This window comes from Aestuariivivens sediminis, assembly GCF_022662105.1.
In the GTDB taxonomy this organism is placed as follows: Bacteria; Bacteroidota; Bacteroidia; order Flavobacteriales; family Flavobacteriaceae; genus Aestuariivivens; species Aestuariivivens sediminis.
The window spans coordinates 638,713-664,760 of record NZ_JAKMCP010000002.1 but is presented as its reverse complement, the minus strand read 5'-3'; the positions used below and the strand labels follow the sequence as shown (position 1 = coordinate 664,760).

The window sequence follows — 26,048 nt, the reverse complement described above, 5'->3', positions numbered from 1 at the left end:
ATTGAGTTTTAGTATCCTGGGTTTTGTTGTAAATTGGGATTGGCTTGTAAGGCCGATGACGGAATGGGGAACAGTTTGTAGTTGTCGGGAATGGCAACGCCGTCTTTTACGCCACCTTTCCAGGGCCAGAGATAAGACCCTCCCGTAAACATGTTAAAGCGAATTAAATCGGTTCGTCTATGCCCTTCAAAGTTTAATTCCCTGCCCCGTTCATCGATAATAAACTGTTCGGTTAAATCACTTTGAGTAATGCTGCTGGCATGCGATCGATTCCGTACTTTGTTTACGTATTCTACGGCCGTATTCTTATCGGTACCCGGGGCATTTCTTACGGCGCACTCGGCATAGATAAGATAAGCGTCGGCCAATCTGAATAAGGGGAAATCGGTACCTGAGAAACTGGTTGCGGTGGTGCCTCCCGAAAAATTGGAGTTTCTAAATTTTATGGATGGATACCCATCGACCCATGTTTTATAATCCTCCATTTCGTAGTTGTGCCCCTCGGTCCAAAACAGTTTTGCACGATCGTCGGTAGAGGTGTCCAAATCCCCAAACAAACCATACCAGGCTTTGCTCGATCTGTGGCCGCCCCAACCTTCGGTGGCTCCAAAATCGGCCAGTGGCATGGTCGCGGAATTTAAACTACCGTTCACGATGTAAGTGGTGTTCCCAAAACTCTGGCTTACCGTCGCATCGGCAATAAGCGGGAATATGATTTCCGGAGACGTATTGTTATCTCCTGAAAACACACTTACGAAATCGGGTGCCAAGCTGTAGTTCCCCTCTGTGATCACCTTATTGGAATATTCAGCAGCTTTATCAAAATGCTCCTCTCCAATATACACTTTGGCATTAAGGTATAATTTAGCCAAAAGCATTTGAACGGCACCTCTGGTAGCCCTTCCATAGGTATTCGAAGCCGGAATGAGTGGCTCAATGTCCTCTAATTCGGTTTTTACATATTCGAATAATTCGTCTCGACCCACTTCCGGAAGCGATTCGGTCTGCCCGTAATTTTCTTCGGTGGCTTTCACGCCTTTTCCAAAGACATCAATTAAATAGTAGTAGGCCAGTGCCCTAATGAATCGGACTTCTGAAATGATACCCTCTTTATTGTCTACATCCACATTCGGTAATATGGATAGCAAATTATTACACTGTGGAATGGTAAAGTATATTCTATTGTATAAATACCTAAAGAATTTATTTTCCGGATTCCAGTCGCTGGTAGTGGTCAACTGGTCCAAACCATTATCGCCCCAACGGTTTTTCATGGCATCGGCAGAGAAATCCTGGAGGTTGATGATCCCTCTTAAAAATGGAGATTCACCAGCATCGTCACTAATATCCGAACTTGATGCACCTTGAGCCCCGGAAAGGGCGAAGGATCCATAAAGTCTGGATAAAATGCCTTCAACGGCATCGGGATCGCGTTGCAAAAGCTCGTCGAGTGATAGCTCAATTAAAGGTTCTGTGTCTAAATCGCTGGTACAGCCTATAGTTGAGGTGCTGATAACGAATAGAACAAGAAATAATTTAAACATGTTATTTTTCATAGTCGTCTTATTTAAAAATCAATAGTTACACCCAAATTATAGATAGTAGCCCGTGGATAGAAGTTTTTATCTATGCCTGCAAAATTCTCGGGATCCTGTCCTGTATAATTGGTAATGATAAATGGATTGTTTACGGCACCATATACCCTTAGAGTGGCATTTTTAATAACCTGACTAAGGGTGTGAGCCAATACAATGTTTTCGCATCTTAAAAAGGAGGACCCTTCAATAAAGTAATCGGAGTACTGGACCGGGTCCAATATGTTTGTAAAAACGGGGTTGGCTGCTCCAGTAAAGAAATTCAATTGATTGAATAGGGAGTTGCCGTCCAGGGAGGTCGCATTATTAATAGCGCCCTGTGATAGTCTTCTGGAGTTGTAGATGTATCCATCCAACTGACCTCTCAGACTGGAACTGAGTTCCCAATTTTTATAGTTTAAGGTAAACCCAAGACCAAAGGTCCAATTGGGTTGCATGGGCTTATAGTATCGGTCGTCGTCTGTGATACTGCCATCCCCGTCCAAATCCACAAAAGACCCTAGAATGGGATCGCCATTCACATCATACACCTGTTTTAGAACCCATGCCGATCCGGCTTGCTCGCCAACGGCATGTCTGAGTAAGAAGTTACCGGTTCCGGTATCCAGTCTGGCCTCATCCTTATTAACGGTAATACGTTCCACACCTTGTAAATCGACCACTTCGGTAATGTTATAGGAGAGGTTACCGTTTAAGGACAATCTCACCTCATCCGTTTGTACCGGGTTGAGGTTAAGGTTCAATTCGAAACCTTTGCTTTCGGTTTCCCCCACATTCTGAATCACCTGGTCACTTAAGGCCTGCCCGGGAGGCACACCTGTTAATACCAACAAATCGGTGGTTTCCCGTAAGAAAATATCAAACGATCCTGATAAAATGCTGTTATTGAAGAAATCGAAATCTACTCCGGCGTTATAGGTGGTGGTTTTCTCCCAGGTTAGATCGGGATTAAACTCCAGGGCGTTATAAAGATTAACGCCACTTATGTATTGACTCTGTTGGCCTCCGATTTCAAATAAGGGGATGGAAGGATAAAACCCTACTTGTCCCGACACATCTTGCTGTCCGGTTTGTCCCCAGCCCAAACGAATTTTAAAATCGTTGATAAAATTAACCTCCTGTAAGAAGGGTTCTTCTTTGGCCTTCCAGGCTAAAGCCGCCGATGGAAAATAGCCCCAACGGTTTTCTTTGGTAAAGAAGGAGGAGGCATCGGCTCTAAATGAAGCGGTTAATAAATAGCGGTTTGCTAAATTTACATTCACACGACCAAAAAAGGATTGCAGGTTCACCTCATTAAAATACCGATTGTTGGGATTGTTGGGGTTGATGTTTCGCACGCGGTCGCCCGTAATGCCATCATTGTCCAAATCGTATTCGTCTTCTTCCAGGTCGGCACTGTACGCGGGATCGCTGGTGTATTCCTTTTTGTTACCATCATTTTTAAAGTTCTGATACGAATACCCTGCTTGTATATCGAAATTATGAATAAAGAAATTATCGAATTCTTTTCTATAGGCCAGGTACGATTCCATGGTAGTATTGGTAATGTGTTGGTTTTCCCCAAAACTTTGCCCCGGTTGAAGAATGTAGGTGCCCGTTGGTAAGGGATCGTTAGGGTCGGCACTACTCACTTGCGTATAACTGTTCACGGCACCATCTCTGTAAAACTCACCGATTTTTGCCCTGGAAGCTTCCACTCCCAAATTTACAACCGCTCGTAATTCCGGAAGGGGATGGAATTTATAGTCTAACTCGATATTACCTAAAAGGCGGTCTACTTCTTCCGGTCTGGTTCGTTGAAGCAATACAGCTAGGGGATTGGTAGATCCCACTTTTTCGTTAGGCGCATTAGGATGATCGGAAGGTCTTAACTGCTGGTAGTAACCCCCAAAAATCGAGTTGGCATCATAAATGGGTTTTGTGGGATCCATGGATACGGCACCACCAATGGCACCCCCTTCATCTACCGAATTCTTTTCTACAGAAGTCCCTTTAGCATTGATATCCACCTTTAAATGGTCGTCAAAGAACTTGGGTGAAATTCTAACGGACGCCGTTATCCTTTCATAATCGTTTGTTTTTACAACACCTTCGGTCTCGTTGTAACCAAGGGAGGCTCGAAACGGAATTTTTTCAAATAAATTGGCACGAACACCAAAGTTATAGTCTTTGGTTACCGCCGTTCTATAAATGGCGTCTTGCCAATTGGTATTGTATATGGCTCGGTTCCCACTAGGTGTGCTAATCACTTGGGCCACTTGCTCGTTGGTGACCACCGATCCTACAGGAACACCTATGGCATCCATGCTATCCGGGAAATAGGTTTCCACAAAGCGAACAAAGGTATTACCGTCCATGACCTCAATTTGGTCCCGGGCACTGATGTTACTCAGGGATGTTCTGGCCGAAAAATTAAATTTAGCTTCACCCGAAGTCCCTTTTTTAGTAGTAATGATAAGCACCCCATTGGAGGCTCTGGAACCATAAATAGCGGTAGCCGAAGCATCCTTGAGGATACTGAAACTTTCAATGTCGTTAGGGTTGATGAGGCTTAATGGATTGCCTACACCCGCAATCCCTCCGTTATCCAAAGGGACACCGTCAATAACAATAAGCGGTGAGTTATTTCCGGAAAGCGATGACCCTCCACGAATACGAATATTGGGAGCGGCATCGGGTTGCCCACCGGCACTTGTAATTCTTACACCGGCAGCCTTACCCTGAAGCAGTTGATCCGGGGATACCATGGCTCCTTGATTGAAGTCGTCTGAGGTTACCACATCGACAGACCCCGTTAAATCTTCTTTCTTTACGGAACCATAACCAATGATTACGATTTCGTCCAGCTGTGCAGCATCTTCTACCAACATCACATCGATGGTGGCCTGACCGGAAAACGTAATTTCCTGGGATTGATACCCGACATAAGAAAATAAAATAACATCACCCTCGTTGACTTCCAATTGATAATTACCGTCAAAGTCGGTCGCCGTCCCTGTTGAGGTTCCCTTAACCAAAACATTAACGCCCGGAAGTGGTATGGAGGTTGATTGTTCGATTACCGTTCCTGTTACCAAATTTTGCCCCAACATCAATAGGGGTGCCAATAACAGAAAAAACAGTAAACTAGTAGTAGTTGTTTTCATACGAGTTAGTTTAAAATGTCTTTTGAATAGTACTTAGTTATATTCTCACTTCTCGCATCAAACATATGTAAAGGAAATGTTAAAAAATAATTACGAATTACGAAATATTTAGCGAAAACGTTTTCGTGTTGAAAACTTTTTAGTATTTGCCAAAAAAATCAATAATATCGCATAGTTATAGCATTATTTTTTTTGCAAATCTTCATGAAAACATGATAATAATTGCCTACTTTAGAAATGAATTATTAAGGGGTGAAAAGAAAGATTACTTTAAAGCAAATTGCAAGGGAATTGGACGTCTCGGTCTCTACGGTGTCCAAGGCGCTTAGTGGGAGTAAGGAAATAAGTGAAGATACCACACAAAAAATCCAGGCTTTTGCGAAACTCTACAATTACCGACCCAATAATATTGCACTGAGTTTAAAGAACAGAAAGACCAAAACCATTGGGATCCTCATTCCGGAAATTGTTCATCATTTTTTCTCGACAGTTATTCGGGGTATTGAATTGATTGCCAATCGTCGCGGGTATAATGTGATTGTTGGATTATCCAACGAATCCTTTGCCAAGGAAATTATAAACATGGAAATGCTGGCAAACGGCAGTATTGATGGGTTTATCTTATCCATTTCCAAAGAAACCTTATTGAAGCAGGATTACCATCATTTTAACGCCACCATTCAGCAAGGCATTCCCATTGTCATGTTCGATCGCGTGGTTAACGACGTGCTCTGCGATAAGGTTGTTGTCGACGATTTTAATGGAGCTGTTAAAGCTGTAAAATTACTTTTGGAAAATGGCTGTAAAAATATCGCCCTGATTACCACGGTCGATTATGTGAGCGTGGGACGCTTACGTACCCAGGGCTATATTGAAGCCTTGCAATTGAATAAAATGGAAGCGAATCCTCAGTTAATCCTAAAGATAGAAGATAATTTGAACGTAGAACACCAGCTGGAGGATTTAGAAAACGAGATAGCGCATTTTTTTAAGTTAAATCCAAGCATAGATGGCGTTTTTGCAGTAAACGAATTGTATGCGGTTACCGCAATGAAGGTGGCCCGCAAATTGGGACGTCATATTCCAGACGATATTCAGGTTATTGGATTTACAGATGGCGTCCTGTCTAAACACGCTACCCCAAGTCTGACCACAGTAAGCCAACATGGTCAAAAAATGGGTGAGCAAGCCGCTAATTTGCTAATCGACAGGCTCGAGGCAATGGATGCGGAATCTAGTCAATATATGGGTGATGGCGGGGGGAAATCTGATTTTATAAAGGTGGTTATAGAGACCGAAATTATTAAGAGAGAATCTACGAAATAATTTTTTATTTGCAAAAAACAAAAAATCTTTTATATCTTTGGCAAGATCAAAACTTATATTTTCACTTCTCACGTGTAAGTTTTGATAAGTTAATATCGCTTATCAAATAGTATTAATATAAACATACTATTTTATGGAAAAGCGTAAATTAAGTTTCTGGGAAATCTGGAACATGAGTTTCGGATTTTTGGGAATTCAATTCGGTTTTGCACTACAGAATGCAAACACTTCCAGAATTTTTGAAACCCTTGGTGCTCAAGTTGAAGACATTCCAATTCTTTGGATCGCTGCTCCGGTAACCGGCTTAGTGGTGCAGCCCATTGTAGGGTATTTTAGCGACAGAACCTGGACCAGCCTGGGCAGACGAAGACCTTATTTCCTGGTAGGGGCCGTTTTAGCCTCTTTGGCCTTATGTGTTATGCCCAATTCCCCTTCCTTATGGATTGCTGCCGGTATGCTGTGGATTATGGATGCCTCCATAAATATTTCCATGGAACCATTCAGGGCATTTGTTGGGGATAATCTACCGGCAGATCAGCGCACCCTGGGATTTGCCATGCAAAGCTTTTTTATTGGGGTGGGTGCTGTTGTGGGTTCGATGATGCCCTATGTATTTACCAATTGGTTGGGCATTAGCAATACCGCTCCGGAAGGTATTATTCCGGATTCGGTGAAATGGTCGTTTTACCTTGGCGCTTTTGTGTTTTTTGTGGCCGTTTTATGGACAGTGATACGCTCCAAAGAGTATTCCCCCGAGGAAATGGAAGCCTTTGAGAAACAAAATGCGAGCGAAACCATAGTCATGTCACCTGAAGAAAACCAAAGAAGAATAAAAAAATTATTCAACTATGGGATGGTGATGACCGTGCTGGGGATGGTGTTAACCTCTGGACTGGTGTATTTGGATCTTGAAAAAGAGTTGTACGTTCTGGTGGTTGGTATTCTTGTTGTAGGATTGCTCTTTGTGTTGGCCTCCTTTGTGAGAAAAGCGCGGGGGCGTAACGGGTTTGTTATCATCATGACCGATTTAATTTATATGCCAAAAACCATGAAGCAACTGGCCTCCGTTCAATTTTTTTCCTGGTTTGCACTCTTTTCCATGTGGATCTATACTACTCAAGCGGTAACAAGCCATGTTTATGGGACCTCCGATGTGACTTCAAAGTTGTATAATGATGGGGCCGACTGGGTAACCGTCCTGTTTGCCGTTTACAATGGCGTGGCTGCACTGGTGGCGTTTGTACTGCCTGTTGTGGCAAAAAGGACAAGTAGAAAACTCACGCACCTGATGGCCTTAGTGGCTGGTGGCCTGGGGTTAATTTCCGTATATTTTTTCAAATCACCGCAGATGTTAATTGTATCCATGATAGGCATTGGAATGGCTTGGGCCAGTATTCTTTCGATTCCCTATGCGATGTTAACGGGAGCCTTGCCATCCAACAAAATGGGGTATTATATGGGGGTGTTTAATTTCTTTATCGTTATCCCCCAAATGGTAGCGGCCACCATTTTAGGGTTTATCGTTTCCAATGTGTTTAATTCACAACCTATCTATGCCCTTATCACAGGAGGGGTATCCATGATTTTAGCGGGCTTTTTAACCCTAAGGGTAGATGATAAAGCCGCCGTGGATATTACAGAAGAAGCCGCATAAATGATGAATAAATTAGGCGTCATATTCGATTTGGACGGGGTTATTGTGGATACCGCAAAATACCATTATTTAGCGTGGAAAACGTTGGCGGATGAATTGGACATTACATTTACGGAAACTCATAATGAACGTTTAAAAGGGGTGAGTCGTGAAAAGTCCTTGGACATCCTATTGGAATTGGGTCGCGTCACCCTGTCACAAGCCCAAAGAAAATTGGTTTTGGAACAAAAAAATAAGGACTATTTGAGCTTTATTGCAAAAATGGGTCCCGAAGAAATCCTACCTGGAGTAACCCCGCTTTTAGATTTGTTAGACCGCCTGGCCATTCCTTATGTTCTCGGATCCGCCAGTAAAAACGCGGCACTCATTTTAAAACAAGTCAACCTCTTTGACCGGTTTAAGGGTATTGTTGACGGAAATAGTGTTACCAAGGCGAAACCGGATCCTGAAGTATTTTTATTGGGAGCACAACTGCTCCACCGTTCCCCTTATCAATGTATTGTCTTTGAAGATGCCATAGCCGGTATTGAGGCAGCCCATAAGGCCCAAATGATTGCTGTTGGCGTTGGCCATAAGGAGACGCTCAAAGCAGCAGATTATAATGTTAACCATTTAACTGAAATAACAGAAGGGTTCTTTACAGCCCTTATTTAAGAAAAAAGAACTGATAATAATGAATCAAAATTATATAAAACCAGATAATTGGTCGATCATAGAAGAGGGCTTTGTCCCTGAGCGTGTAAAATCGTCGGAGAGTTTATTCAGTATTGGTAACGGGGCTATGGGTCAGCGTGCCAACTTTGAAGAACAGTATTCCGGACCCACTTTTCGGGGAAGCTATGTCGCTGGGGTGTATTATCCCGATAAAACCCGTGTGGGCTGGTGGAAAAATGGCTATCCGGATTATTTTGCCAAAGTACTGAATGCTCCCAATTGGATTGGCATTAACGTAACCATTAACGGTGAAGTTTTAGATTTATTTGCCTGTAAGAAGGTAGAGCACTTTAAAAGGGAGCTCAATATGAAGGAGGGTTGGTTGTCCAGAAGTTTTACGGCCACCTTGAAAAATAAAATACGGGTTCAGGTAAGGACCAAACGGTTTCTGAGTTTGGAGGCAGACGAGATAGGAGCAATTGCTTATGAAGTAATACCCTTAAACAAGGACGCCGATATTGTTTTTGAACCTTACTTGGATTCGGGGATCACTAACGAGGACACCAACTGGGATGACCAATTTTGGGATATCCTAAAGGTCAGTCATGATGCCAACCAAGGGTTTATAGAGGCCAAAACCATGAAAACCGCATTTCACGTGTGTACCTTCATGGAATCCAAGTTATTCGTAAACGACCAATCCATGGACGCATTGCCCAAAGTTGATGCCACAGACAGCAGATTGACCTTTACGTACACCTATTCGGTTAAGCGGGGCGAGCGATTCACCATACATAAATATGGAGGCTATACCGTAGATAGAAACCATGATAAAACCAAGCTGGTATCGGCAGCCCAAAAGGCATTGAACCTGGCCACGACCAAAGGATTTTATGCCTTATTGGAAGACCAAAAACAAATCTGGGCTACTATTTGGAGTATGTCTGATATCACCATTACGGGAGATGTTAAGGCTCAGCAGGGCATTCGGTTCAATATTTTTCAGTTGAACCAAACCTATTTGGGTAAAGATTCCAGATTGAACATTGGACCTAAAGGGTTTACGGGAGAAAAATATGGGGGAAGTACCTATTGGGATACCGAAGCCTATTGCATTCCATTTTATATGGCCACCAAGGACCAGAAGGTTGCGAGAGCCCTGTTGGAATACCGGTATAACCATTTGGGGAAAGCCATTGAAAATGCCGAAAAATTAGGATTCACCCAAGGGGCGGCATTGTATCCCATGGTAACCATGAATGGTGAAGAATGTCATAACGAATGGGAAATTACTTTTGAAGAAATACATCGTAATGGGGCCATAGCCTTTGCCATGCACAATTATTGTCGCTTTACCGGCGATTATCGTTATATCCCGGAAAAGGGATTGGAAGTGTTAATAGCCATTGCCCGATTTTGGCAACAACGTGCAACCTATTCCCAGCCTAAAAAGCAATATGTTATTTTAGGCGTAACCGGACCCAATGAATACGAGAACAACGTAAACAATAACTGGTATACTAATTATTTGGCCCGATGGTGTATTAATTATACCATTGAAAACTTGAGTAAGGTAGAAGCCGAATATCCCGAAGACTTTTTAAGAATAGGAAAGAAAGTAAAGCTCACTAAAAAGGAAGTGGCCCTTTGGAAGGCCGTGGCGGATAACATGTATTTCCCATACTCGGAGAAGCATGGAGTCTATTTGCAACAGGACGGCTTTTTAGATAAGGAATGGGTTACCGCAGATCAATTACTGCCATCGCAAAGACCCATTAACCAAAAATGGAGCTGGGACCGTATTTTGCGTTCACCTTATATCAAACAAGCAGATACGCTACAAGGGTTTTACTTTTTTGAAGATCAATTTTCCGACGAGGAGTTGGAACGCCATTTCGATTTTTATGAGCCCTTTACCGTTCACGAAAGCTCCCTGTCCCCCTGTGTGCATAGTATTCAGGCCGCAAAACTAGGCAGATTGGAGCAGGCCTACACCTTGTATTTAAGAACCTCGAGACTGGATTTGGATGATTACAACCATGAAGTCCATGAAGGATTGCACATTACTTCCATGGCAGGAACATGGATGAGTATTGTTGAAGGATTTGGAGGCATGCGGGTTAAGGATAACACCTTGTGCTTTACACCCAGGATCCCGAAACAATGGGAGGCCTATTCGTTCAAGGTCAATTTTAGAAATCAAATCTTAAAAGTGAATGTTTGCCAGCAAGGCACCACCTTCGAATTGGAGGGGAATACCCCCTTACCATTGAAAGTAAATGATGCTTTGGTAATCATTGAACCCCATAGTTTGGTTACCGTGTAAATGACCAAGAACCCTGATGAAAAAATTTAAGCACATCCAGGTGATGTCGGGGAAATTGGTTTGGATATAGGAAATTGTTCGCTTTAATACAGGCTGTATATGCCTTAAGAACGCGTGCATCGGATTAATAAAACATTAGCCTTATGAATTGTATGTATTGGAATATAAAATCTTTTGCAAAAGCCTTCATCCTTCTGGCGATGACCCTGTTCTATGGATCCTGTAAAGAAGAGGCCCGCAAACCCATGAACCTTGCAGAACCCATTACAGAGGAACAACGCGATCTGCAGCGTGTAGAGCCACCATATTGGTGGGTTGGCATGAAAAACTCAGCATTGCAACTACTCATAAAACATCCCGACATTTCAAAAAAGGCACTTAGAATAACGTATCCCGGGGTAACGGTTAAAAAGATCCATTATGCCGATAGCCCTAATTATGTGTTCGTGGACTTAGAAATGGACCGGACGACTAAAGCGGGGAAATTTAATATTATATGCTCACAAGCAGGGCATGACGACTTGATATATACCTACGAGCTGAAGCCCAGAGCGCAAGCGGCTGAAGATTATGTTGGTTTTGACAGTGGTGACGTTATTTATTTGATTACGCCGGACCGATTTGCCAATGGTAACCCCGATAATGATATTGTAGACACTTTAAAGGAAAAAACTATTGATAGGCGCGATGATTATGGGCGCCATGGAGGGGATATTGAAGGCATCATCAATCATTTGGATTATATCGCAGATTTGGGGCTTACAGCGGTATGGCCCTGCCCGGTGCTTATTAACGATATGCCTGAGGCTTCCTATCACGGCTACGCCATTACCGATTATTATGAAGTGGATCCGCGATTTGGGACCTTGGAGGATTATAAAGCCCTGTCGCAAGGCTTGCACCAAAGAGGCATGAAGCATATCATGGACCAGGTGGTCAATCATTGTGGTGTTGAACATTGGTGGATGCAGGATTTACCGTTTCACGATTGGTTGAACTATCAGGAACAATTTGTGAAGGACGGGCTTCCGGTCATTACCGAACATCGAAGGACGACCAACCAGGATCTGTATGCCTCCCAGGTGGATAAGAATTTGGAAACGGGAGGGTGGTTTGTATCTGATATGCCCGATTTAAACCAAAACAACCCCTATATGGCCACCTATCTCATACAAAACAGTATATGGTGGATAGAGACGTTACAACTTAACGGGATTCGACAGGACACTTACCCATATTCCGACAAATTCTTTTTGAGTCACTGGGCTGGAGCCATCATGAACGAGTATCCCAACTTTAGTATTGTTGGTGAGGAATGGTCCACTAACCCCTTATTGATTGGATACTGGCAAGACGGTGCAAAAAATAAAGACGGTTACAAATCCAACTTAAAATCGACCATGGATTTTGCCATGCAGGAACAAATTGTAAAAGGGCTCAAGCAGGAAGAAACTAATGATACAGGATTAATTACCATTTATAACGCGCTGGCCAACGATTTTGCTTATGCCCATCCAAACCAAATTCTCATATTTCCGGATAACCACGATATGAGTCGCATCTTCACCCAATTGGAGGGCGATGTCATGAAAACAAAAATGGCTTTAAGTTATATGCTTGTATTGCCAAGAGTCGTACAACTTTATTACGGTACTGAAATTTTAATGAACGATTTTGAAAAGCCCGGAGACCATGGCTTAATACGTACCGATTACCCCGGAGGTTGGACAGGAGATCCCATAAATGCCTTTACGGGCGATGGGTTGTCGCAGGACCAAATAGACATGCAATCTTTCTTGAAAACCATACTTAATTACAGAAAAGACAGTAAGGCCATACACGAGGGCAAGACCGTACATTTTGTGCCTAAAGAGGGGGTCTATCTGTTGTTTAGGATTGGGACTGATGAAACGGTTGTACATCTTATGAACACCAATGAACAGTCTGTTGATCTCGATTTGAGCCGATTTGATGAGATAGGGCTCAAAGGCATGTCGTTAAGGGATATCCTCACCGGAGAGGAAGTGATCTGGAAGGACCATTTGATGCTGAAAGGCCCGGGAAGTCGCCTGTTAACCTCAAAAAATTAAGTATAAAAATGAAGATCCGATTTATTTTTATAGGCCTTGTTATTTGTTGCTATTGGTCCTGTAAAGATCACACCAACAGGACAGATGATAATCCGATCTTAGGGGATGAGGGCGTTACGTTTAGAATTATGTCTTTACCCTATAATCACGATTTTAGTAAGGATATCTATCTGTCCGGAAATTTTGAAGGGTGGTCTGGTGGTCGGGAACAGTTTAAATTAAAAAAAACACAGGACCAATACCTCATAAGCATACCAAAATATAGGAACCAGATACAATTTAAATTCACTAAAGGCCACTGGGAATCGGTAGAGTGTGGAATGGATGGGAACCCGATAGCAAATAGAACCTATACCTTTACAATCCAGAATGATACGGTTGATATTGCTATTGCACATTGGAACGATGAGATGCGAATGGAGGGACCTTCAACGGCACAGGTAAATGTTCAGGTGTTTGATGAAGCTTTTCCCATTCCACAATTACATAGGAAACGTAAAATTAGTGTCTATTTACCTCCAAACTATAACACATCCGGGGCACACTATCCCGTGTTGTATATGCAGGACGGGCAAAACCTATTCGATTCAAAAACATCATATGCAGGTGAATGGGAAGTCGATGAAACCTTAAATGCCTTATATAATGAGACCCAATTTGGTTTAATAGTGGTAGCTATCGATCATGGTGGTGACCAGCGTTCCAATGAATATGCCCCAGTGGACCACCAAAAATATGGTAAGGGTGAGGGTGATGCTTATGTCAATTTTCTGGTGAACACCTTAAAACCGGCTATCGACAAAACCTACAGAACAAAGTCCGATAAGAGTCATACAGCCATAATGGGTGCTTCTATGGGAGGATTAATTGCCCATTATGCCCTATTTAAACACTCCGATGTTTTTGGGAAAGCTGGTGTATTTTCACCTGCCTTATGGTATGCCCCCGAATGCTTTCAGTTTACCGCCGAACGTGCTCATTTAAGGGATTCAAAATTATATTATGTTGTAGGAGGAAAGGAAGATGGGGAGGTCCTTGATAATGTCACCAAGATGACCCGCCTTTTGATAGCCCATAACTTTCCGGAACAGCAACTATATACCCGTGTGGTAGAGCAAGGGAACCATAACGAATCCTTGTGGAAATCAGAATTTAGAAATGCCATCACATGGTTATTTAATATCAATTAAGAGCGTATGGGTAAAACAAATTTTCTATTAATTATTTCTGCACTGGTCATTATTTTAAGTTGTAACCATTCGCAAAAAACGATTGTATCGGGGGATACAACTTTCAATAAACCGCATCACAAAGAAGTCATCTATCAGGTATTTACACGATTGTTCGGTAACACGAATACGACCAACCAACCTTGGGGAACCATAGAAGAAAATGGTGTTGGCAAATTTAATGATTTTACCATAAAGGCCTTAACAGAAATTAAAAACCTGGGGGTAACCCATATATGGTTTACAGGGGTGCCGCATCATGACCTTATTACCGATTACACTTCCTTTGAGATTTCAAATGACGATCCCGACGTGGTGAAAGGGCGGGCCGGATCACCTTATGCCGTAAAAGATTATTATAACGTAAACCCTGATTTGGCAGTGAACGTAGAACAGAGGCTGCAAGAATTTGAAGCTCTTATTGAGCGGACCCATAGTGTGGGATTAAAAGCCATTATCGACATTGTTCCAAATCATGTTGCCCGAAATTATAAAAGCATATCCAAACCTAAAGGAGTACAGGATTTTGGAGAAGATGATGACACATCGGTTACCTATCACGTAAATAATAATTTTTACTATAACCCCATGGAAGCGTTTAAAGTTCCGGAATGGGAAAATGGGTACTTACCTCTTGGCGGAGAACCCCATCCTTTAGTGGATGGAGAATTTTGGGAATACCCTGCAAAATGGACAGGAAATGGATCACGATTATCGCGCCCTAAAATGGGGGATTGGTATGAAACCGTAAAAGTAAACTATGGCATCTCCCCGGAAGGCCGTAAGGATTTTGATACTTTGCCGGAAGGTTTTGAGCATAAAAACTACAGGATGCATTTTGATTTTTGGAAGGATAAAACCCTTCCCAATTCATGGATCAAGTTTAAGGAGATTGCCTTATATTGGATGGATAAGGGTGTAGACGGGTTTCGATTTGATATGGCCGAAATGGTCCCTGTCGAATTTTGGAGTTACATGAATTCGGCCATTAAAATGAAAAATCCGGAGGCCTTTTTATTGGCTGAAGTGTATAACCCCGTTTTGTACCGGGATTATATCCATAAAGGGAAGATGGATTATCTGTATGATAAAGTGCAATTATACGACACCTTAAAACACGTCGTCCAGGGCTATGGTAAAACGGATCATATTCCCCCGATTTTGGAGAATTTAAAGGACATAGAGCACCATATGTTGCATTTTTTGGAAAATCATGATGAACAGCGTTTGGCCAGCCCGGAATTTGCGGGGAACCCTGAAAAAGGAAAGCCGGCCATGGTGGTTTCGGCCACCTCCTCAACTGCTCCTACCATGATCTATTTCGGGCAGGAGGTTGGAGAAGACGGGTCGGAAGAAATGGGTTTTGGTGACCCGTCACGGACTTCTATCTACGACTATACCGGGGTACCGGCACATCAGCGGTGGATGAATAATGGCGCTTTCGACGGGAAGACACTTACGGAAGATGAAAAACGCTTAAGGGATTTTTATAAACGACTATTGAACTTTACGGTACAGAGCACCGCCTTAATGGGACATTACCAGGACATTCATTCATTTAACCGAAAACATACCGAAAAGTACAGTGATAAACTTTTATCTTTTGTAAGATGGGATAAGGATGAAAAGCTCGTCATTGTATCTAATTTTAGCGATAAAATAGAGTATAGCTTTTCTTTGGTACTTCCAAATTCCTTTAAAAAAACCTGGGGATTGCAGCAGCAAACTTATAAATTGAGCGATCAATTATATGGACATTATAACACCGATTTGAGAGCGGAAGAAAACAGGGTCTTTATTCCCCTTAAAATAAAGCCGTTGGAATCGTTTATTTTAAAACTGGAGGAAGATGCGGGTGATGAGGGTATTTAGTGTTGGAATTTTAGTCCTCTTTTTGGGGTTGGGGTGTGGTCATAACCCTCAGTCGGTGAAATCTGAAACCCCATTTATTTGGGAAGGCGCCAATGTATATTTTGTATTGATCGATCGTTTTAATAATGGCGATCCAAATAACGACGTTAATTTTAACAGAACCCTTGAAGCGGATAAATTACGTGGTTTTGAAGGGGGAGATATTAAAGGCATAACCCAAAAAATAAAAGAAGGGTATTTTACCACATTGGGGGTTAACGCCATTTGGATGACTCCTGTCGTGGAACAAATCCATGGAGGAACTGATGAAGGGACCGGACTTACTTATGCCTTCCATGGGTATTGGGCCAGGGATTGGACGGCCATAGATCCTAATTTTGGATCTCCTGAAGATTTGCACGAACTGGTGGAAGTGGCCCATAACAAAGGCATTCGTATACTATTGGATGCCGTGATAAACCATACCGGGCCGGTTACAGAACAAGATCCTGTGTGGCCAAAGACTTGGGTTAGAACGGAACCTACATGTGATTATACGTCGTTTCAATCGACCGTAACATGCACCTTAGTGGATAACTTACCGGATATAAAAACAGAAAGTCAGGAGGATGTAGAATTACCACAATGGTTACAGGAGAAATGGATGGCAGAAGGGCGTTATGAGAAAGAAATACAAGAATTGGATGACTTTTTTGAACACACGGGATATCCTCGGGCACCCCGGTTTTATATCATGAAATGGCTAACAGACTATATAACCGAATTCGGAATTGACGGTTACCGCGTAGATACGGTTAAACATACGGAGCCTTATGTATGGCAGGAGTTTAAAAAGGTGTGTGATTATGCCTTTGCTGCATACAAAAAGAACCATCCCGATAAAGTATTGGATGATAACGGATTTTATTTGGTTGGGGAAGTGTATAACTATGGGATTTCTGGAGGTAAGGCCTTTGATTTTGGAGATAGGACCGTCAATTATTTTGATCGGGCCTTCAACAGTTTAATCAATTTTGAACTCAAATATCATATGGTGCAACAGTCTACGGAGCAGCTGTTTAAAAATTATTCGGAGATTTTAAATACCGATTTAAAGGGCTTTGGGGTTTTAAATTATATCAGTTCTCATGATGATGGGGAGCCTTTTGATGCGAGTCGTCAAAACCCTTTTGAGTCCGCTAACAAACTTTTACTTAGCCCCGGGACTTCTCAGATTTATTATGGAGATGAATCGGCACGCCCCTTGATTATAGCGGGAACCCGAGGCGATGCCACCTTGCGGTCCTTTATGAATTGGGAGGCCATACAACAAGATCCTGAAACCAGAGACATTTTAGAACACTGGCAAAAACTGGGAAGATTTAGGAGGGACCACCCTGCTGTTGGTGCCGGGAGCCATCAGATGATAACCCAGGATCCCTATTTGTTTTACAGGAGTTATCAAGATTTGGAATATTCGGATTTTGTTGTTATCGGAATGGGTTTACCCCCGGGGAAAAAGGTATTGGATGTTTCCAAGGTGTTTGAAGATGGTGACCAGTTGCGGGAAGCCTACTCTGGAACCGCCGTTGAGGTTGAACAGGGGCAGGTGGTTCTCAACACCCCATTTAACCTGGTTTTATTGGAGTACCTATAGGCTTACCTTAAAAATTTGATGATGCAATTTGTGGCCTGAAGCAATTGGTCTGGCAGCTTTTGCTCCGACCAGGGATGATGGGCGCCAAAAACATGATTGGCGTCATTAACCACAAACAATTCACTACTGGGACTCCATTCACGTAGTTGGTAGGCTTCATCTATTGAAACACTCGTATCGGCATTACCATGAACCATTAAAAGAGGCTTTTTTAATTGCAATACGGCCCGTTTAATATTGAGGCGTTCTTGATTGGCTATAAAGTCTTCATAGAATTGATAATAATGTGGCATTAACTGCTTGGTACGTCCATTAAGGACATATTTAACACCGTCTTTCTGCCATTGTTCCAGATCCCCTGTAGTAGCACTTCTTTTGCCAAAATCGGAAACACCGGATAAGCTTACCACCTTTTTCACACGAGGGTCTTCTTCGGCCTTAATTAAGACTATTCCACCTCCTCGACTATGGCCCATTAAGTACATACGTTCAACATCTCCCGTGTTTTGAATGGTTTCATTCGTACAAGCCCAATCCATTACCGTTTCCAGATCGTCTAATTCTTTAGTGTAGTTATTGTTTCCAAAAGCCTCTAAGTCCGGGAAATCCAGGGGTTGTTCAACCGTTCCTCCATTATGGGAAAAATTAAATTTAATGAAACAAAAACCGGCTTCTGCAAATGCTTTTGCCATAAGAGTCCAGGCCCCCCAATCTTTAAAACCTTTATATCCATGACAAAAAATGACCATAGGTTTTAAAGAGGGGGTTTCATTAAAGAACGCATCCACAAGAATGGGTTTGTTATGTTTCCCTTCTATTACGATATTGATTAATGCATTCATTTTAGAGCTCTTTTTCAATAAAATCACTATTTGGATTACAGATTTCAACAATAAGGGTTTTAAGCTCATTTTCAAAGTCTGAAAGGATGTCTTTAGTTATTAAGGAATTTTTTTTCGCACCATTACCGGCGCGGTCTTTTTTGGTAAATTTAATAAAACCGGAACTTAAATTTTTAAGCGATATTATTCCAGCTTCAACAGGTAATTGAATTTGATTGGATTTCCACATCATATAGGCGTAGGTTAACACCTGAAAACTTTTACTGTATTTTGTATAATCTTTGGTGATGTCTTCCCAATTTATAATGTCCACCTGATTTTGTTGAACATGTCCTGTTTTGTAATCGATGATTCTTGTGATGCCATTAAAGACATCCACACGGTCCACTTTCCCGGTTAGGTTTACCGGAAAGGCTATTTCCGGAATGTCGATGGCGACAAGGTTTTTAGCTTCAACAGCTATAATTGTAATGGTATTTCCATCCTTTAGCTGTTTCATTTCCAGATCTAAAAAATTAGAAACATACCGTTTCGCAATTTCATAAATGATTAAATTTTTCCCCTTGGTAATAGCACCATCCTTGTATTCTTTTTTAAAATGATGCCTTACGGTTTTCGATATATCAGGTTTTAAGGCTGCAATGGCATCGGGGTTTAGAACATGTCCTACCAAAGGCTTGTAAAGGTCTTCCAAGGTGTTGTGGACTACAGTGCCGAGCGTGTTGGCGGCAATGGTTTCTTCAACTTCATTTAATTCGTGGATGCCAAGAATTTTTTCATGGTAAAAATCGATCGGATTGCGAATATAATTGGTTAGAGCGGATGGTGAAAACCCTTTAAGGGCTATTGCTTCTAACGCAGATATAACGGCTTGGGTCTTTTGGATTTTATGTGATGAGGATTCAATTACCGGGATTTCCGGGGCAATAATGGCGTGGTGGATGTTATGGATGTTTTCTATTTCCAATTGGGTAATGAATCTACTTTTTTCACCACCTGCCAATACATCCGCTTCCGTATTGTACAATAAATAAATGTTTTTGGCACGCTGGAGCAATCTGTAAAAATGATAGGTGTAAACAGCATCCTTTTCTTTATAGGTTGGTAATTGGTATTCCAGTTTAACATCCAATGGGATAAATGAATTCCTGGTTTTTCCGGCAGGTAACAGCCCTTCATTTACCGATGAAATAATAACCGTTTCGAAATCCAATACCCTGGATTCCAGCATGCCCATTATTTGTAGACCCTGTAATGGTTCGCCTTGAAAATCCAGGGTCTCGGAATTTAAAAGTTCTTTATAGATCCCATATAAGGTCGAAATATCTTTTATGTGATTGGTAGTTGCGTGTAATCTGGAGAGTTCATTAAACAGGGTATTAAAGCGATAAAGGTATTCCAAGCTCAAGACATGAGAAGACGGGTCTTTCTTGAACGCTGCTTTTAACAGAAGAATTAGGCTCGTGCAGTTTTCAATGACATTATCCATTGAAGCGCCCCAATCCGAAAATAACAGGTCCAGAACGTCATCATAGCCTTTAGCCATTTCTTTAATTTTCACCAGGGACACATGCACTATATTGTTGCTGTTAATGGTATTTATGATGGTTATGGCAGAATCATTACCATCCGAATTAAAGAGAGGTCTAATGAATTGATGGGATAGTAATTTAATGACATCTTTAAAATAAAAGATCTTGGAACTTCTTTTATGAATATCAAACAGGTTTTGAAATAATGACGCTAAAGGAATGGAACTTAAAGGAAGCCCCATAGTAATGTTCAAAACATCGAGTTCTTTGGGAAGCGAGTTTAAAACGGGTATTAATAAATTTTCATCGCCCAGGACTACAGCTGTCTTTTCCAGTGAACTATGGTTTTGCTTTAGATCTTTTAGGAGGGTTCCAATGTGTTTGGCCTGTCCCACTTGTTTTGGGATACCATATATGGATATGTTTTTTGGTGTACCATAATGCGTGGTTACCCAGTTAAAAGGTTGACGTCTAAAATAGGGCCATTGGGTTTTGTAATGTCGCATAAACAGGCCGGCATCGTGTATTTCATTTTCTATAAAAACCTGGTCTATATCCCAATACATATGTGCCAGATTATTTTCCAACAATTCTTGGATTAGTATTTCCTCGGCTGCATTTAAAGCATTAAAACCTACAAAGACATGATTCAAATCTGAATTGTTCTGAATATAAGTTTCAATATTCCCAACGGCTTCACGATATATTAAACCTTGGTATCCCATACCCTTGTTTAACATAGCGTTGGTAAAATGGCGGTAATAGTCATATATTTTATTCCATAAGGACAGGTATTTTTTAACGAACTCCGTCTGGGGTTCCTCTAAAGACCAATGGTGCTGTTCTAGTTCTTTAATGGCACTTAGGTAATTAAATATCTTTTCTTGCGGGACCAGGTAGCGATCAACCTCATTAAAATCCTGTAGTAATGATTGTCCCCATTTTAAAAAGGATTCGAATGATTCTACATCTTCTTTTGGAGTTAATTGGACATAACTATCATAAAATAAAAACAGAAGTTCTATGGTATTGACTTTTTTTAGTTGGGATAAATCTTCAACAAACTCTTCAATACTTAAGATTTTTGGAGAGAAAATGGGTTGATCAATAAATTCTGGCAGTTGATGTTTTAAAAAGAGCCCCGCTCTTTTACTGGGTAAAATAAAAGTCGTTTTAGTTAAGTTGGTTTGCTTTCGTTGTAAATCGGTTAGAACATCAAAAATAAAAGTAGTCATTACATAAAAATAAAAAACGCTTCGGATATCCGAAGCGTTTTTTTACTTATTTTAAATTTTACCTGGCTTTATTTCGCTAAGTTTATTTCAACACGTCTGTTATTAGCTCTACCAGCTCTCGTTTTGTTGGTGTCAATTGGTTTAGCTTCACCATATCCAAGAGCAGAAAGTCTGAACTCGTCTACACCGTTGGCCACGAGATATTCCTTTACTGAAAGCGCTCTAGCTTCAGATAAGGATTGGTTTAATTTTTCACTACCAGTACTATCTGTGTGCCCCTCTACCGTAAATTTAGCTGTTGGGTATTCGTTAAGAATTTCAATAATATCCTTAAGTACGGATTCAGATTGTGATTTTATAGTTGATTTACCAAGATCAAATAAAATGGTTTTAGCGTACTCGTTCAATGTTTTTTGAATTTCCTCTGAAACTTCAGGACAACCGTTGTTTGCAACAGTACCTTTAACATCCGGACATTTATCATCTTTATCTAATACACCATCACCGTCACCATCTGGCCAAGGACAACCTTTGTTGGCTGCAGGACCAGCAGTATTAGGACAAGCATCGTCACCATCAGTTACGCCATCACCATCAGCATCCGGACAACCGGCTAAAGCTTTTAAACCAGCTACAGATGGACAGTCGTCATCTTTATCGGCAACACCATCACCGTCAGAATCCGGACATCCGTTAAATTCAGCTGGACCAGCTGTGTTTGGACAATCGTCTTTGCTATCTTCAATACCATCGCCATCAGAATCCGGGCAACCGTTAAAGGCTTCTAGACCGGGAACATCTGGACAGGCATCATCCTTATCATATATACCATCTCCATCAGTATCTGTTCCTCCAAATTTAATGGAGATACCAGCGGTATGTTGGAAATGGGTTTGTAAGTAATCCTCAAATGCATGTTTATAAGCAGACTGGACAGTAAAGCCGACATTTTCGCTAAACCATACATTGAAACCAAGGGTTCCGTTTAAGGTACCGGCTCCAATTTCATCAACCCAGGTGTAACCTCCGCCAACGCCTAAAAAGGGCTCGAAAGTATTCCAATCCAAAGCCTGACCAATACTATATTTTATGGTTCCGTCTACACCATAGTAAGATAAATCATCTACAGCTATAGCCTCTCCGTTTGAATCCTCTCCCCAACTGTCAATTTTATTTAAAGATCCAGTTACTCCAAAAGAAAATCCATCTCCAACATATTTAGAAACTGAAATTGAAGATAAGGAAGGTAAAATATTGTAATTGTCCACGTCAAAATATTTACTAAAAATAGTTTCACTAAATGGAGCACCGTCACCTGATGGATAAGCATCAACTGCATTTACACCAATAGTAATTTGCCACGGGTTGTTTTCGTCTTGCGCATTTACGTTGCTATAACCAAGTACAAGCAACATAGCGAACAATAATCTGCTAAGATTTTTCATATTCAAAAGTTTAATTTTTAAGTGTTAATTGTAAACAAATGTAAGTTGTTAAAATTTATTAACAAAGACAAATATATAAAAATATTAAAGATTCCATGAATCCTCAATCATTATATGTTTACCTTATTTATGGGTTAATAATCATTTGAATATGGTATTTAGACGGATAAAATGTAAATCGAGCCCTATTTTTTTGTGTATAAATACTTTCAAAAGAATCCAATAGCATATCCGCCTTGCTTTCAAAATGTTATGAAAATTAAACATGGTGGACGACCAGGTCCTTATTTATATAGACTAAAAACTTCTTTTTAACACGATAAGACATGTGTTCAAGGACCTCTTGATATAAATTTAATTGTTGCCTGTGTTTTTCGTCAACCAATCCTGTTTTATAATCAATAATGACCGCTTCCCGGGATGCATTTATGACCACCCGGTCCGGTCTTAGTACCACATTTTGGTTCGTTATGATGTCCTGTTCATTATAAATGATCAGATTGGCATTGAAATAGGGGGCCAAGTCGGGGTGCTCAATAATTTTTAAAACCTGTTCTTTTAGCAATATGGCTTGATCGCCATTCACCATGCCCTGGTTAAGGCTGTCGTTAATTGCAAAGTCAACATCCTCCTTTGTACGTATTTGAGCCATAATATGATGCACTAAATTTCCCTTTTCGATGGCTTCTTCCTGATGCGTATTCCATAGAACCCCGGATTTGGTCACAATTTTAATGTTATGATCTTTTTTATCTGTTGAAATAAATTCAGAAGGGGATTTGGACACCTCGTCCACATGTTCTTTTTTAAGGGGTCGTTCAGCTGTTCCAAAACGGTAAGTGAATTGATGGTCTTGCCAAAGATTGAGATGCTGAAGGTAATCGATTAGCATTCCGGAATAGGTATTCGATTTGGCGTCATTTTTTGAGAGGATGTAAAGCTGTTCCTTTGCCCGAGTTAGAGCGACATACAATAAGTTGATATGGTCTAGTTCCTGCATGGATCTGTGGCGATCATAGATGGTTTTCCCCGCACTGCCAAAATGTTCAAAATCCCTGTTAAAATTAAGGAGTGCATGTGTAAAACCAGCGTAAGTTTCAGGGTCAATGGGAACCCATTCTTTAGGGTCTCGTTCGGAATAAATATCTAAATCGGCAAATGGAAAAATGACCACCGGGAATTCAAGGCCTTTAGACTTATGAATCGTCATTATTTGAATGGCATTTTCCGTTTTGGGAGATGCTATGCTCAGAGCGTTTTTCTTTTTATCGAAATAGGCGATAAAAGCCATTATATCCGAACCAAATGTATTGGAAAACTCTAAGACCACATCCAAATAAGACTGCATGTAGGCATTCGAATGTTTCACCAAATGAAACTGTCTAATAAGGGTTTCAACTAATTCATATAAGGGTAGTTCCAGTAAGTTTTGATAACTTAAGTATACCTTATAAACTTCAAAACTACTGAACAATTCATGAAGCGGTTGGTTGATGTGCTTTGTAAAAAAGGCATGTTTGTCTACAATTTCAAATAAGGATGAGAGGTAGCTTAAGACCTGTATTTTAATGCTGTTATTTTTGGGTTGGGTTAACAAGCACAATACATTATGTACAAAAGCAATTTCCGGTGAACTGGAAAGCATTAAGCCATCTTCTGAAAGGATGCTTAAATGGTCCTGGGCAGCTAAAAATGACGCCAAGTGTTTCTCATCTTTTTTATAACGCGTTAGAATGCAAATGTCCTTAAGAGCATACCCGTTTTGAAGACATTGTTCTATGGTTTGTAAGACCTTATCCGCATATAAGGCATCTCGATCATCATCCTTTTCGATGTTCAAAAACGATAATTCAACATAGCCTTGCTCATGAGATGTTGGTTTTTGACCGGAGCTGGAATATATTTTTTTATAGAGATTATCACTTAACACGATATCCGATAAATATGAAAAAAGGCCATTGTTGAAATTTACAATTTCTGTGTAGCTGCGGAAATTAAATTGAAGGTTTTGAACGTCCTGTTTTATTTGAAATGGTTGTGATGTCTCGTTGAATAAATGGATGAACTGTTCTGCCACACCGCCACGCCATCTGTATATGGCCTGCTTGGCATCGCCAACAATTAGAGCACTGCCGTTTTCGGATGACAAGGTGTTGTCTATAAGGGGTATTAAATTTTGCCACTGCAATTTTGAAGTATCCTGAAACTCATCTACAAAATAATGCCGGAATTTTTCCCCCAGGCGTTCATAAATAAACGGAATGGGTTGGTTCTTGATTTCATTGCTTATAATGCTGTTAAACTCTGAAATCAACAATTTATTTTGGTCTGCCTTTAGGACTTCCAGTTCATTGCTAATCGCATTTAACACGGATAAAGGGGTAATATTCTTATAACAAGCGGTTAAAAATTTAAGTTGAAAAACATCTTGTTTGGTGTCGTAAAAGGCATTTGCCAATTGGGGTTGAATGTTTTCGATTACCGAGGCAATGGAAGGACTAACTCGCTTGGGGAATAATGTTTTGTGCGCAATATCTTCCTGCCATTTGGCATTAAAGTTTATATCAAATTTTTTATTACTGAGATTAATAAAGTGCTTAGGCAGGTAACTTGATGTAAAATCACCATATTCCAGTCCCGCTTCATGTATTAGAGTTAAAACCTTACGGGCTGTATGAACAATTTGAGACTCTAAAGCGGCTATGCCTGATTGTAAATGCTGTTTAAGGACTTTAAAATCTGTCCAATTCCTTTTCGTCAGGGTTTTGACATAGGAGATGTGGTTTTCATTAAAAAGTAGTTTGCCAATGCTATTGAAATCATATGCAATGTCCCAACTTTTATCGTCATCGGCTTTTTCTATGGCAAAATCTACCAGTATTTTTGTCAAGGCCTGATCTTCACCAGCCTGCGCAATTAAATTGTTTACGGCTTCATTGAGTAAAGCTTCTTGATCCAGATCCACTTCAAAATGTAAGGGTAATTTTAGATCATAGGCAAAGGTTCGAAGTAAATTATGTGTAAAGCCATCAATCGTCGATATGTTAAAAGCGGCATAATTATGGACAATGGTATGCAACAGTGTTTTTGCTTTTAGGTGAAGTTGTTCGGGACTGAGATCCATTTCGCTACAAATAGCTTCAAACATTTTACTGGGGTCTTCTAATATTCTTTCATTAGAAAATTCTTTTAATGTATTGATAATGCGGTCTTTCATTTCGGCTACTGCCTTATTTGTAAAGGTAATGGCCAGGGCACTTTTAAAGAGGTACTTGTTGTTGGATTGAAATAAGACTTTTAAAAATTCTTTCACCAGGGTATAGGTCTTACCACTACCGGCAGATGCATTATAAACTGTAAATGAATTGTTGTGCTTCAAGAAGAAAAATTTTATTAAAGATAAAAAGTATTAATAGTTCGATAACAATATATTATTTTTAATTGAAGCGTTTTATCCGTAATTTTG

14 protein-coding genes are annotated in these 26,048 nt (G+C 40.8%); 8 read left to right on the top strand and 6 right to left on the bottom strand.

Translation table 11 applies throughout. From position 1 onward, the window contains the following. Positions 1–8: 8 nt before the first annotated feature. Together MR054_RS07140 and MR054_RS07135 are read right to left on the bottom strand one after the other, a co-directional pair. On the bottom strand, positions 9–1,556 hold the full coding sequence (locus MR054_RS07140) for a RagB/SusD family nutrient uptake outer membrane protein (protein WP_338081513.1): 1,548 nt from the start codon (positions 1,554–1,556) through the stop codon (positions 9–11). A gap of 11 nt (positions 1,557–1,567) precedes the next feature. Further along, positions 1,568–4,741: a SusC/RagA family TonB-linked outer membrane protein gene (locus MR054_RS07135; RefSeq protein WP_242157170.1), complete on the bottom strand. Its 3,174-nt coding sequence runs from the start codon at positions 4,739–4,741 to the stop codon at positions 1,568–1,570. A gap of 252 nt (positions 4,742–4,993) precedes the next feature. Between MR054_RS07135 and MR054_RS07130 the strand changes: the two genes are divergently transcribed. The 8 genes from MR054_RS07130 (at position 4,994) to MR054_RS07095 (ending at position 17,528) form a co-directional block, all read left to right on the top strand. After that, a complete protein-coding gene (locus MR054_RS07130; protein ID WP_242157169.1) occupies positions 4,994–6,067 on the top strand; it encodes a LacI family DNA-binding transcriptional regulator in 1,074 nt (357 codons plus the stop codon). Positions 6,068–6,200: 133 nt separating this feature from the next. Then, positions 6,201–7,721, top strand: coding sequence for an MFS transporter (locus MR054_RS07125; protein ID WP_242157168.1), 1,521 nt, complete (start codon positions 6,201–6,203; stop codon positions 7,719–7,721). Then, positions 7,722–8,375: a beta-phosphoglucomutase gene (gene pgmB, locus MR054_RS07120; RefSeq protein ID WP_338081512.1), complete on the top strand. Its 654-nt coding sequence runs from the start codon at positions 7,722–7,724 to the stop codon at positions 8,373–8,375. It abuts the gene before it with no gap. Between the two features lie 19 nt (positions 8,376–8,394). Beyond that, positions 8,395–10,701 carry a glycoside hydrolase family 65 protein gene (locus MR054_RS07115; RefSeq protein ID WP_242157166.1) on the top strand — a complete coding sequence of 769 codons (2,307 nt, stop codon included), beginning with the start codon at positions 8,395–8,397 and terminating at the stop codon, positions 10,699–10,701. A gap of 143 nt (positions 10,702–10,844) precedes the next feature. Next, complete coding sequence (locus MR054_RS07110; RefSeq protein WP_242157164.1) at positions 10,845–12,791, top strand: glycoside hydrolase family 13 protein; 1,947 nt, start codon at positions 10,845–10,847, stop codon at positions 12,789–12,791. A gap of 8 nt (positions 12,792–12,799) precedes the next feature. Then, positions 12,800–13,981: an alpha/beta hydrolase gene (locus MR054_RS07105; RefSeq protein WP_242157162.1), complete on the top strand. Its 1,182-nt coding sequence runs from the start codon at positions 12,800–12,802 to the stop codon at positions 13,979–13,981. Positions 13,982–13,987: 6 nt separating this feature from the next. Next, complete coding sequence (locus MR054_RS07100) at positions 13,988–15,892, top strand: alpha-amylase family protein (protein ID WP_242157161.1); 1,905 nt, start codon at positions 13,988–13,990, stop codon at positions 15,890–15,892. Then, positions 15,879–17,528 (top strand): alpha-amylase family glycosyl hydrolase, encoded by a 1,650-nt coding sequence (locus MR054_RS07095; protein WP_242157390.1) that lies wholly within the window; start codon positions 15,879–15,881, stop codon positions 17,526–17,528. Before MR054_RS07100 ends, MR054_RS07095 begins: the two co-directional genes overlap by 14 nt. 2 nt (positions 17,529–17,530) lie before the next feature. On the opposite strand, the gene MR054_RS07090 is transcribed toward MR054_RS07095, so the two are convergent. The 4 genes from MR054_RS07090 to MR054_RS07075 form a co-directional block, all read right to left on the bottom strand. Then, entirely contained in the window at positions 17,531–18,370 is an 840-nt protein-coding gene (locus tag MR054_RS07090) for an alpha/beta hydrolase family protein (protein WP_242157159.1), read from the bottom strand. A gap of 1 nt (position 18,371) precedes the next feature. Continuing rightward, positions 18,372–21,137, bottom strand: coding sequence for a PD-(D/E)XK nuclease family protein (locus tag MR054_RS07085; protein WP_242157157.1), 2,766 nt, complete (start codon positions 21,135–21,137; stop codon positions 18,372–18,374). Positions 21,138–21,205: 68 nt separating this feature from the next. After that, on the bottom strand, positions 21,206–22,582 hold the full coding sequence (locus MR054_RS07080; RefSeq protein WP_242157156.1) for an OmpA family protein: 1,377 nt from the start codon (positions 22,580–22,582) through the stop codon (positions 21,206–21,208). A 259-nt stretch (positions 22,583–22,841) separates the two neighbouring features. Continuing rightward, positions 22,842–25,961 carry a UvrD-helicase domain-containing protein gene (locus tag MR054_RS07075; protein WP_242157155.1) on the bottom strand — a complete coding sequence of 1,040 codons (3,120 nt, stop codon included), beginning with the start codon at positions 25,959–25,961 and terminating at the stop codon, positions 22,842–22,844. Positions 25,962–26,048 lie beyond the last annotated feature (87 nt).